The 12,778-nt window shown below is 38.5% G+C and carries 9 protein-coding genes; 6 read left to right on the top strand and 3 right to left on the bottom strand.

Translation table 11 applies throughout. From position 1 onward, the window contains the following. Window position 1: 1 nt before the first annotated feature. A complete protein-coding gene (gene tldD / locus H3R33_RS06170; protein WP_198185132.1) occupies window positions 2-1,453 on the bottom strand; it encodes a metalloprotease TldD in 1,452 nt (483 codons plus the stop codon). A 40-nt stretch (window positions 1,454-1,493) separates the two neighbouring features. Next, window positions 1,494-2,534 carry a COX15/CtaA family protein gene (locus H3R33_RS06165; protein WP_155566184.1) on the bottom strand — a complete coding sequence of 347 codons (1,041 nt, stop codon included), beginning with the start codon at window positions 2,532-2,534 and terminating at the stop codon, window positions 1,494-1,496. 197 nt (window positions 2,535-2,731) lie between these two features. On the opposite strand from H3R33_RS06165, the gene H3R33_RS06160 reads away from it, so the two are divergent. After that, the gene (locus H3R33_RS06160) at window positions 2,732-3,361 is read left to right on the top strand and encodes a TVP38/TMEM64 family protein (protein ID WP_196424189.1); all 630 of its coding nucleotides are present in this window, start codon (window positions 2,732-2,734) and stop codon (window positions 3,359-3,361) included. 47 nt (window positions 3,362-3,408) lie between these two features. Continuing rightward, the gene (locus H3R33_RS06155) at window positions 3,409-4,032 is read left to right on the top strand and encodes a glutathione S-transferase family protein (RefSeq protein ID WP_198185133.1); all 624 of its coding nucleotides are present in this window, start codon (window positions 3,409-3,411) and stop codon (window positions 4,030-4,032) included. A gap of 65 nt (window positions 4,033-4,097) precedes the next feature. Here the strand turns inward: H3R33_RS06155 and thiM are convergent, their stop codons facing one another. Further along, window positions 4,098-4,919, bottom strand: a complete 822-nt coding sequence (gene thiM, locus H3R33_RS06150) for a hydroxyethylthiazole kinase (protein WP_198185134.1) — start codon at window positions 4,917-4,919, stop codon at window positions 4,098-4,100. A gap of 131 nt (window positions 4,920-5,050) precedes the next feature. Here thiM and H3R33_RS06145 point away from each other — a divergent pair, with 131 nt between their 5' ends. From H3R33_RS06145 to H3R33_RS06130, 4 genes are all read left to right on the top strand, one after another. Next, window positions 5,051-5,797: an SDR family NAD(P)-dependent oxidoreductase gene (locus tag H3R33_RS06145; RefSeq protein ID WP_110439268.1), complete on the top strand. Its 747-nt coding sequence runs from the start codon at window positions 5,051-5,053 to the stop codon at window positions 5,795-5,797. A gap of 162 nt (window positions 5,798-5,959) precedes the next feature. Continuing rightward, complete coding sequence (locus H3R33_RS06140) at window positions 5,960-6,937, top strand: COG2958 family protein (RefSeq protein ID WP_198185135.1); 978 nt, start codon at window positions 5,960-5,962, stop codon at window positions 6,935-6,937. Window positions 6,938-7,088: 151 nt separating this feature from the next. Then, window positions 7,089-7,751 (top strand): DUF421 domain-containing protein, encoded by a 663-nt coding sequence (locus tag H3R33_RS06135; RefSeq protein ID WP_110439269.1) that lies wholly within the window; start codon window positions 7,089-7,091, stop codon window positions 7,749-7,751. 203 nt (window positions 7,752-7,954) lie between these two features. Beyond that, complete coding sequence (locus tag H3R33_RS06130) at window positions 7,955-12,733, top strand: alpha-2-macroglobulin (protein WP_198185136.1); 4,779 nt, start codon at window positions 7,955-7,957, stop codon at window positions 12,731-12,733. Window positions 12,734-12,778 lie beyond the last annotated feature (45 nt).

The raw sequence follows: 12,778 nt of genomic DNA, 5'->3' as shown, positions 1-12,778 counted from the left end.
ATTAGAAATCTGTTCCCCCGACGGTCAGGCCGGAAAGTTTAAGGGATGGCTGTCCAACTCCAACCGGTACGCCTTGACCAGCCTTGCCGCAAGTTCCCACCCCTTTATCTAATTCAACTTCATTGCCAATCATTGTGATTTTGGTAAGGGCATCTGGACCATTTCCAATCAGGGTGGCCCCTTTAACTGGATGGGTGACCTTTCCATTTTCTATCAGATACGCCTCTGAAGTAGAGAAGACAAATTTACCAGAGGTAATATCAACCTGACCACCGCCAAAATTGACAGCGTAAAGACCTTTTTTGGTGCTTTTAATCATATCGTCCAACGTATCTTTTCCAGCCAGCATAAATGTATTGGTCATACGAGGAATTGGCGCACAGGCAAAAGATTCTCTACGTCCATTTCCCGTTGATGGTTTATTCATCAGACGGGCGTTCAAACGGTCATAAAGTAATCCTGTCAAAATGCCATCCTCGATCAGGTTTGTCCGTTGAGTTGGAGTTCCCTCATCATCAATATTAAGACTTCCCCGTCGTTCAGAGAGGGTGCCGTCATCAACGACATTAACCCCTGGAGCTGCAATTCTTTTACCCATTAAACCGGCAAAAGCAGAGGCTCCCTTGCGATTGAAATCACCTTCTAATCCGTGGCCGATAGCCTCATGTAACAAAATACCAGGCCATCCAGACCCGAGAACGACATCCATTTCACCGGCAGGTGCAGATTTACTTTCCTGATTGATTAGGGATTGATGCAAGGCTTCATGAACAGCATTTTTCCAAATATTTTCCTGTGTAATATGATCATAACCATAGCGTCCACCACATCCATAGGAACCTATTTCTCGACGTCCATTTTTTTCTGTTATGATGGTAACATTAAGTCGAACCAGGGGACGGATGTCAGCAACACGGAACTGACTGGTCCGGATAATTTGAATGGCCTGCCACTCTGCCGATAGGGATGCGCTTACCTGAACGACATGAGGACTTTTTGAACGGGCATAAGCATCAATTTCATGAAGCAAATGAGCCCGATCGGCAAATTTACCTTGATGAAGTGGGTTGTCAGGGTGATAAAGCTGATGATTGGTCAGGACAGGTTTATCACTGATTATAGATTCATGATCTGATTTCAGTTGGCTGACAGTTTCACTGGCACGTTTTAAGGCTTTATCACTTAATTCATTGGAAAAAGCAAATCCTGTTTGAGTATCCAAGACTGATCGTAGGCCGAATCCAGAAGTGATATCTGTTGTCGCGGTTCGGATGGTTCCATCATCAATACTTATCATTTCACTTTCGCGATATTCAAGAAACAGTTCTCCATCATCCATGGAAGAAAGGGTCTGATGAATGGATTTTTCTGTCTTATCCCGATCCAGCTGGGTTTTCTGTGGATTGAAAAATATAGAATCTGTCAGGGTCAAGGCATTGATGGGATCAGTCATAAATAATAGCTTTCAAGAGGATCAAAATAAAAAATGTTAGTTATGATAATGATTTATTTTTACGCATATGATGTAGGGCAATCGTAACTGTTGTCAATAAAACGATTGCAAAGGCTTGATGAACGGTGCCTGCCCAGACAGGAACAACAAGCAATAATGTTGTAACCCCCAGGGCGTATTGGATAAGGACAGCCCATCCCATTGCCATAAAGCTGTCCTTGGTCGCCTTGTCCAATGAGGATTTCAGACCTGTCATAACGGTTATTAGAATCATTATGCCCGTAAATGTTGCCAGGAGCCTATGATTGAATTGAATGGTTGAAATATTTTCAAACCAGTTTAACCAGAAAGGGGATAGTCTGTTATAATCAGCAGGAATTAGGTGGCCGTTCATTAGGGGAAAACTGTTAAAGGAATGACCCGCATGGGTTCCTGCAGTAAAACCACCGGCAACAATGGTGACTAGCAATAAAATGAAATCAGTTCTCAATAGGGTTTTAATAAATTTTATGGCTGGATTTTGGGTCAGTGGATTGGGAACAGGGTGGCGTAATGAAAGGGCTGTCCATAAAATAGCGATATAGAGAATAATGGCGCAGGCTAGATGCAAAACGAGACGGACCGGTTCAACCGCGGTGCTGTTTGCTCTGAATCCAGAATGAACCATGAACCAGCCAATACCGCCCTGTAATCCACCGAGAATAAAAAAAATGAACAGGCGCAGAGCCAGTTGTTTTGTGATCATTTTTTTATAAATAAACCAGATTAAGGGTAAAATGAGAACCAGACCTATTAATCTTCCCAGAAAACGATGGCTCCATTCAGCCCAGAAAATCTGTTTAAATCCATCCAGTCCAAACCCATTGTTAAGAATTTGATATTGTGGAATGGTTTTATAAAGATCGAATTCCCGAACCCATTCTGCGTGGCTTAGAGGGGGGATGATACCAGTGATTGGACGCCAATCCATGATGGACAGACCGGAACCCGTTAGTCGTGTATATCCCCCAAGGGCTATCATGCAAAGAAGCATAAAGCAGATGAGGAACAGCCACGTTGAAATTGATTTATTGTTTTGCATGAGTAAAGAAATTCTAAATAAATGATAAAGGGTATCGTTTTAAAGAAAAGTGAGATATTGTGTTTTTTTTAGTCCTATAAGAAGGTTTTTGCAAGTCAAGCCTTTCATAAGGTCAATAATTTAGTTGTGTTATGAAAAGAAATAAAAATTTAACTCAATACAAAACACTAATTGGTCAAGTAATAAAACCATTATGTATGGTTTTTGGAATTGTTATTGTTCTTTTACTTGCTCGTTATTTTCACGGCTTTGATTTGTTTTTAAATGATCATACGTTATTAAGGCGCGGGATAAAAGGTCCCCTGATTTTCTTATCCATTGCCATCATTATGTGCATGGTCGGTTTTCCAAGACAGCTTGTCTGTCTGACGGCTGGGGTGGTATACGGTTTTTGGTTGGGTATTTTTTACGCCACGATTGCGACTGTCATAGGAGCGTTATTGGCCTATAACTGGGCCCGGTGGCTGGGACGTGAATGGGGGAAAAAATATCTTTCCCATGCAAAACTAAAAAAAATTCATCATTTTATTCAGACAAACCCTTTTCATACCGTTCTTATCTGCCGTTTGATGCCTGTGGGCTCTTCCGTTCTGCTGAATACCATGGCTGGTATAGTTGGTATTTCCGTTATGCCTTTTATCTGTGCGACTTTTCTGGGAAGCTTTCCACAAACGGTTGTTTTTGTTTTACTCGGCGGCGGAATTCGGATTGGCCATTTTGGGCAAATTACGTTAAGTTTACTTTTATTGGCTGTTTCAATACTTGCTGGTTTGATTTTAATGAAACGTTCTTTTAACAAAAAAGATGATTTATTATTGCCTGAATAATTATAAAAGCATTATAATTTTCTTAGGATATTTCAAGGAGACTATTGATGTTAAAGCTTTATACAATTCCAGGTGCTTGCTCAACAGGATGTCATATTGCCCTATATTGGTGCAAAGCTGATTTTGACTTTGAAATTGTTGATCATGATGGTTTAAAAAAGGATGAATTTCTTAAATTGAATCCATCAGGTCAGGTGCCCGTATTGGTTGATGATCGGTTTGTGCTGACTGAAAATGTCGCCATCATGAATTATATTGCGGATTCTTTTCCACAAGGGAAGCTGCTCGGAGATGGTAGTAAGCAACAAAGGGCAGAGGCTTTGCGTTGGTTGGCTTTTGTAAATTCCGATATTCATCCTGTATTCGGTTTGATTTTTGGAGGACAACAAATCAGCGGCGATCAAAAAGTGATTGAAATCCTTGATACTGCCGCTCGTAAAAAACTTCATAAATTATACGGTCAGGTTGATAAACAACTGGCGGAAAAGGAATGGATCGCGGGTTTCCGTAGTGTGGCAGATCCATATTTATTCATGACCTTGACCTGGGTTCAAAATCTAAAAATAGATATTTTGAGTTATAAGAATCTGTTGCAGTTTTATATGAAAATGCAAAAAGATGATGGGGTTCTTGCTGTTTTCAAGGCGGAAGGTATTCCGAATTTCGTTTGATGTCCAAATAAGGGATGATGAAAATGAAATCTCATTTTCATCATTTTGGAGAATTATTTTATCCATTATTTGACAAGATTAATTTTTGCATATTTTATAATCTTTTCATCGTTCAATAGATAAAGCTCGTCAATTAATCCGATTTGCAGACTGCCGGGGGCGTTGATATGTTGCATAGCGATATCGGCGGCAATGCCAATAAAAGCCATTGCCGCGGAACAAGCATATAGGGTGTTTTTTTCAACAGACAGGCATGCTGCGGTGATGGCGGTTGCTGCACAACCAGATCCTGTTACTTTGGTTAAAAGAGGGTGGCTGTTTCTTACGGAGACAATCTCTTTTCCGTTGGTGATATAATCTGTTTGGCCACTGATTGACACAGTGGTTTTATAAGATAAGGCCAGTTGTTTAGCGGCTTCCAGTGCATCATGAGAGGAATCAAGACTATCCACTCCATGGCCCTGTGTTCGAGGAGATGTATTTTGATGATAATGGTAAAGACTGATAATTTCTGACGCATTTCCTCGAATGGCATTGGGGAAATTCTGTAAAAGACTGAGCGTTGTTTTGGCTCGATAAAGAGAGGCACTAATGCCCACCGGATCGAGTATCCATGGAATGTTTTGCTGGTATGCGGTACGACTGGCCAACTGCATGGAGCGTAATTGGGGTGTTGATAAAGTCCCAATATTGATAACCAGAGCGTTGGATTTTTGAACGAATTCCTCAACTTCCTCCTCCGCATTGGCCATGGCGGGTGATGCGCCAAGCCCAAGTAAAATATTTGCGGTAAATTGGGTTGCAACCTGATTGGTTATATTGAGGATAAGTGGATTTTTTGCGCGTATGGCATGAAGAGTGGAAATTAGGATATCGGGTTCGATCATGATAATACAAAGTTTTTGTTTTATAGGTTATGGTTTATGAATGGAGATTATAGACTATTTCGTTGCAAAAGATATCTGCCTTACGTAATCTAGTGATAATAATGTCTTTTAAAATTTGAGAGAATAATAAAGTGGATCTTGGTCTAAAAAATAAAAAAGTGCTTATTAGTGGCGGTTCCAAAGGAATTGGATTGGCGATTGCCCAAAAATTTATTGATGAAGGTGCGTTTGTCAGTATTTGTGCCAGAAATCAGCAAGGTATCGATAAGGCTATTCTGCAATTGGGTGACCGGGCCATGGGCATGACTGTTGATATTAACAAGGCGGATGAAGTTGAAAGATGGATCAAGGAAAGTCATAAAAAGATGGGTGGGCTTGATCATGTGGTGGCGAATGTAAGCGCTCTTGCCTCGGGACGGGATCTGCAAACCTGGAAAAAGGCGGTTGATACAGACCTGTTAGGTACCGTTGCCCTGGTTAACGAGACATTGCCTTATTTAACCAAACAGAAAAACGGATCAATTGTTATCATATCCAGTGTTTCCGCTTCTGAAATAGACGTATTTGCTGAACCATATGGTGCCTTAAAGGCTGCCTTGAATCATTATGGCAAATCGGTTGCACTAAGAGTTGCAGAACACAATGTAAGGGTTAATCTTGTTTCTCCAGGAACAATTTATTTTAAGGGAGGGATATGGGATCAAATTGAACGGGAGCAGCCTGAACTTTATAATACAGCCTTGAAGAATAACCCGTTAGGTCGTATGGGAACACCAGAGGATGTGGCCTCAACAGTTGTTTTTCTGACAAGTGAACAGGCAAGTTTTATTACCGGAAGCAATCTTGTTGTTGATGGTGGCATGACAAAACGCGTGTAAAATTATTGATATATTGCCTGTTCCAAGGCCTTTTTAAAATCAAATAGGCGGTATCGGGCAATTTAACCGGTTATATATATTATGTTCTTTAAATAAGGTTAACCAATTATTTTAATATCATATGATAGAAATAATGAATTTATCTGAACAATTTATAATATTATGAAAAATTATACATTAATTCAGCAAGTTGTTTTATTTTTAAAAAATAATCCGTGTAAACGATTTACCGCGCGTGAAATTGCAATCCAATTAGTTAAAATTTATCCTGATTATTATAAGCAAAAAAGGCTAAATAGCCAGCAGCGTTTTACCTCAGAAAATTCTTTTATTTCTCAAATTGTTGCTGAAATTGGTTCACGTATTAAAAGGTTGAAACAATCAAATGCAGGAATATTGATTCAGGACCAGCCTCGACCAAGAGTTTACGAATGGAAAGGTAATTCCAAGCTCAAGAGCAATTTTATAGATAAACTGAAAGATGAAGAAAATGCAGGTAAAGACATTTTAAATTTGCCATTAAAAAAGATGAATTACACGGAAGCTGATCTTTATCCTTTATTGATTGAGTATCTTGGTACGGAATATAGTTTAAAATGTGATAGAATCAATGAAAAATTTTCTAAAAAAGGTAAAGGGGAAAATGGCAACAAATGGTTGCATCCGGATATTGTTGCTTTGCAGGCAGTGACTGAAGACTGGAATAGTTTGGTTAAAACTTGTGTACAGTCAGGGGATGCTAAAATGGCTTATCTATGGTCTTTTGAAGTAAAAAAACAGATTTCCCGCTCAACAGTTCGTCAATATTTTTTTCAGGCCGTTAGTAATTCCAGTTGGGCAAATTACGGTTATCTGGTGAGTGCAAGCATTCCAGATGATGGAACGATGAATGAGCTGAGAATGTTGTCGGCTTTACATGGTATTGGGTTAATTATACTTAAAACAGATAATGTAATTGATAGTCAGATAATGATTCCTGCGGCATTTAGAGCAGAGGTGGATTGGTGCTCGGTAAACCGGTTGGTTGAAGAAAATGCGGATATGAGATTGTTTATTCAAAAAGTTGCCAGTTATTATAAAAGCGGTTTGTTACAAAAAACTGGATGGAGTAATGATTTACTAAAAGTTGAGAGTAATTAAATATAAATTATTAATATATATTAATTTAACTATAAAAAACTGATTTGATTAAAATAATTCTTAAATAAATATATAAATATTTTCCAATATGTTATAATTTGCAGAGTAAAAATGAATTTATTCAGTGTTTTATTCATATAAGAGATTTTTCATGAATTTTTATATGTTGGTTTTTGTAAAATTTATTATCGGCTTTGCTGTTGTAATTTTTTATTTTAATCAGTCCGGCAAAACGCAGCTTTCCCAAATGACCCCTATTGATCTGATTGGAAATTTTATATTGGGTGGAATAATTGGGGGGGTTATTTATACAGATAGTATTTCTCTGTCTCGTTATATTGTTGTCTTGATAATTGGCACTCTATTAATGCATTTTCTAAATTATATTGCCAAGAAATTTGATGTTTTCCGTGCCTTGGCCTTGGGTAACACGATTGTTTTTATTAAAAACGGTTCTTTATTAATGGATAATATCCAGGATAAAAAAAATAAAATTGATATTATCAATATTATGTCCAGCCTACATTCCAGAGGCATTGGTTCAATGCAGGAAATATATTATGCCCAAATTGAGCCTAATGGATCGTTGACTGTTAAAAATAAAGAGGAAAAGGATCCTTCTGTCATTTTAATCCTTGATAGCGAGATCAAGGATTGTCCATCCCATTTGTTGGATATAAGTCAAGATACGGTCCAGCATTTACTTGATAAATATTCTTTGAAACTGGAGGATGTTTATCTAGCCGAATACTACGATAAAAAGATCATGTTTGCTTTATATGACGGTAAAAGAATAACTATTCCATTTTATTGAGCATCTATAGTGCTATATAAATTAATTTGAATATTTAAGTTTTTGTTTTTTAGTTTGTTTTTGAAAAATGTTTTATTTTATTGGATTTTTAGATGTTTGAAAAACAAAGGTTCTTTGCCTTTTTTATATGTTTATTTATATGTAGTTTTTTTTTTAATTCATTATCTGTTAAAACTGTTTATTGCAATTCAAATGTTCAGAATTTGGGTAATGAACAAATTTTAAAGGTTGTTGACGTATCTGAAATAGACAGGGATGGTTGGGACTGTCTTGCGGTTACTTTTTCATCCCCCCTGAATGAAAACCAGAACTTTGAAGAGATATTGCATCTTTTTGATGCAAAAAAAGGCAAGGTGGATGGCGCCTGGATTTTATCTGAAGATCATCAGGAACTTATTTTTAATCATCTTGAGCCTAACCGGAAACTGGTTTTAACTGTTGATGCTGGATTAAAGGGTAAAGACGCAAAAATTCTCAGAAAAGAATATACGGCTAAAATCACAACAAACGATTTAAGTCCAAATATCAGCTTTGCCAGTCAGGGTTCTTTGTTTCCCGTAAGATTGGCCGAGGGTTTGCCTGTTATAACATTGAATGTAAATCAGGCAAATGTTGAATTCTTCAGAATAAAAAATGACCAGCTTGTCAATTTTTTTGAAGATAAGGAATCTTCCTCAATCTTGTCAAATGACATGATCTCGGCTTTGGTTGATAAGGCGGATCTGATATATACGGGTTCTTTTAAGCTAAATGTAGATAAAAATCATCGTCAGAAAATTTTACTGCCGATTTCTTCCATTAAACCTTTACAAAAAAATGGTGTTTATTTTGCGGTTATGCGTTCCGCGGGAATGTATAATTACAGTTATCCTGTTACAGTGTTTACGATTTCTGATATTGGCATTTCCGTACATCGTTATCAGGATAATGATCAGATCAACGTTTTTACACAGTCTCTAGAAACGGGTGATGTCTTACCAAACGTAAATATCAGTGCTTTGGATAAAAAAGGGCATATCATTGCGACAGCTTTTTCAGATAAGGACGGTTATGCAAATTTGACAAATATGTCAAAAGCTAGAATTTTGCTGGCAAAACAAAATGGTCAAACATCCTTTATCCAATTAAAGTCTCCAGCTTTGGATTTATCAGATTTTAAAATTGATGGAGATATCCAGCATGATTTACAGTTTTTTGTTTTTGGCCCCCGTGATTTGTATCGTCCGGGAGAAACCGTAATATTGAACGCTTTATTGAGGGATGCGGATGGGCAATCTGTTCAAAATATTCCAGTCAATGCTATTGTTTATAATGCAGAGGGAAAAAAGGCTCAAAATTTTGTTTGGAAAGCCTCAGAGACAGGATTTTATCAATATCAGTTAAAATTACCCGCCAATGCTGTAACAGGCAAATGGTCTGTCGTTGTGAAAGCGGGGAAGAAAGAATTGAATCAGTATCGATTTGCAGTTGAGGATTTTTTGCCTGAACGTATGGGTCTTACTTTACAATCGGAAAATCTGGAAAATTCGCAAAATAATGTGCCTCTGACCTCTCGGCAAGATTTGCATGTCAAGGCGAATGGCTGGTATCTGTATGGGGCGCCGGCCAGTCATAATCTTTTATCAGGTTCAATTACCATGCACTCATTGAGAAAAGCGGTTCCTCAATTAAAGGGATTTGAATTTGGTGATAGTCAAGAAAAAAATCTTGATAAACGGATGGATTTTGACGAGATTCATCTGGATCAGCTAGGTTATGGCCAAATTAAAATGGCCAATCAATGGCAAGGGATCAGATCACCTGTTCAATTGATTATTGAGGCCAGCCTGTTTGAAACCGGAGGACGTCCAGTGGTGAGACATTTGACGCAATTTGTATGGCCAGCCAAGCAATTGGTTGGTATCCGGCCCCTTTTTGATTCGGTTACCTCGCATGACAAGCCAATTCGATTTGAGGTTGTCATGGCTGATTTCGAAGGGCATAAATTACCTGCAAAAAATTTAAAAGCAAGATTTATTCATGAACGTCATGATTATTATTGGACGTATTCTGATGATACAGGGTGGGACAGCCATTTTAATAAGAAAGATGTTATAGAGGATGAACAGCTTTTAAACATAGGCCAAAACAAAATAGCGATGCTGACATTTCCTTCCAAAGATTGGGGATTCTATCGATTGGAAGTGTTCAATCCGGATACCGGTTTGACATCCAGTTATTCTTTTGAAACGGGGGCAGTTGAAGAAGCGGGTTCAGAAGAGAATTTGCGTCCCGATCAGGTTAAGGTCATGCTGGATAAAACGGCTTACAAAGCTGGCGATATTGCCCGAATCACTTTGACCCCTCCTTCTGATGGCAAGGGTTATTTGGCGGTAGAATCATCAGGTCAGCTATTATGGCGGCAATCTATTCAGGCTTCTGCCAAAGGTTCAAGTTTTACCCTTCCCATTAATTCAAAATGGTTACGTCATGATGTATATATTACAACTTTGATTATCCGACCCGGTGACCGTAAGGTTGGCGCCACTCCAAAACGATCTGTGGGAATATTACACTTACCTCTTGATCGGCAGGATCGTAAGTTAAAACTTCAAATGAAAATGAATTCAAAAATCGAGCCTTTAACGGATCAGAAAGTTAAGGTCAAAGTTACGGATGCATATGGGAAACCTGTAAAGGATGCCGAGGTTTTGTTATCCGCCGTGGATACAGGTGTCTTAAATATTACGGATTACAAAACTCCAGATCCTTTCAGGGCTTTCTTTGATAGCAAAGCTTATAATGTTGATCAGTTAGATGTTTATGGCAAGTTAATCGAGGCAGGTCAAAACCCTTTGGCAAGTTTGGCTTTTGGTGGGGATGCAATGGTGAAGGGGGGGAAACTGCCCGATACCAAGATCAAGATTGTTACGTTACAACCCAAGCCTATTCATGTGAATGATCAGGGTGAAGCCGAGATTTCAATTACTGTTCCAGATTTTAACGGCGAATTAAGAATTATGGGGCAAGTTTGGACAGCTGGTCAATTTGGTATGGCAGAAAATAAAATAACAGTTGCCGCACCTATTGTTGCCGAAATGTCCACACCACGTTTCCTGGCAGGGGGTGATGAAACGGTTCTGGCACTTGATCTTACTAACATGACCAGACAGTCACAGGAATTATCTGTGCGTTTCAAGACAGAAGGATTTATTTTTGCAACGCGTTCTGGGGATCAAGCTGTTATATTGGCACCAAATGAACGGAAAACATTAAAAATTCCTGTCCGGGCAAAAACAGGATCAGGAGAAGGAAAAATCAGGGTTGATGTTTCAGGAATTGTCTCCAACGGTAAAAAGCAATTATTGAGCCGTTCATGGTCAATTGGAACACGCCCGCCTTATGCTGCTCAATTTATAATAGAACAGACTAAACTAAATAAAAAAAGTTGGCAGATATCACCATCAGTCTTGCATAATATCGGGATTTCAGGTCGTGAGGGGAGACTGAGCATAAGTCCTTATCCACCCTTGAATTTATCCAGACAGATTGAGGATTTACAAACTTATCCCTATGAATGTGCCGAACAAACAACAAGTGGAATTTATCCTTTCCTCTATGTAAATAAGGATATCTTAAAACAGCTTAATATTAAAAACGAGCTAACCGATCAACAGCGTCATGATGCGATTAATGCAGCGATTTTCCATATACTAACGATGCAGCGTTCAAATGGGGGATTTGGGTTATGGAGCAGTGACAGCCCAGAAGAATATTGGTTAACCGTTTATATCACGGATTTTCTTATTCAGGCACGGGACCGGGGTTATATGATTCCTGAAGATGCCTTGCAAAATGCCTTAAAACGTTTGTTAATATATGTTCAAAACGGCAATGAGATTGACCCTTATTACAGTCGTGACTTTAATGAATCGCGTTTTACGGTTCAAGCCTATGCTGGATATGTATTGGCACGAACAAAACAGGTACCTTTAGCCGCATTAAGAAATCTTTACAATCATCGTAAACAGGCACCATCAGGACTTTCTTTAATTCAGTTGTCAGCAGCATTAAAGCTAATGGGAGATGAGGGACGTTCTGCACAGACCTTAAATGAAGGTTTACATTATGGGCAACGTGTTCATGATTGGTGGATAGGAGATTATGGAAGTGATATTCGTGATAATGCGTTAATTCTTGCGCTTTTACAGGATAATCATTTGGTCAGTGATGACGTTGTAATACAAAGGCTGTTTGCTTTAAGTCATCAAATTGAAGATAAAATATATTTGTCTACACAGGAAAAGAATGCAATTTTTCTGGCAGGATATCGCTATGTTTCAAAATCCGCTAAAAACTGGAAGGTTGAGGTCGACGTGGCAGGGAATCATTATAACCTGACAAACCAAAAATCTTTTTTGCAATTCAATGATCAGGAAATGAGACAGATCAATACGCTTCGCCTTGCCAGCAAAACGGGAGATGTTGATCTATATCCAAATCTCGGTTTATCCGGTTATCCGTTACGGGCTCCTGTACAGGTTCAGAAAAAGGAACTGAACATAGAAAGAGAATTTCTTGATATTTACGGTAATCCAGTGGATTTGAAAAATGTCAAAACGGGTGATCTTATATTGGTTAGAATTAAGATATTTTCGTTTTCAAGAATGCATGATGCCCTGGTGGTTGATTTCCTGCCCGCTGGATTTGAGCTGGAAAATCAAGATCTTTCAAATGCTTCTGTCAATTTGGAAAATGCAGGGGAGGTAATTAAAAAATCTCTTAAAAAAATGCAGGAAGCATCCATTCAACATCAAGAATATCGTGATGACCGTTATGTAGCCCAATTGGATCTTACAAATAAAACTGAACTGGTTTATTTGGCCCGTGCGGTGACACCTGGAAGGTATCACATACCACCGGCAACATTACAGTCGATGTATCAGCCAGGTCGGTTTGCAAGGACCAGTGGCAATATGACATTAATAGTTAAAGCACGTTAAAAAATTAATAAAAAGGTCATAATCAGGTGTGCATCAATATATGAT

It is taken from the genome of Commensalibacter sp. B14384M2, assembly GCF_016101865.1.
GTDB classification, from domain to species: Bacteria; Pseudomonadota; Alphaproteobacteria; order Acetobacterales; family Acetobacteraceae; genus Commensalibacter; species Commensalibacter melissae.
Note: the sequence above shows the minus strand (reverse complement) of the source record. Positions and strands in the feature narration are given on the sequence as shown.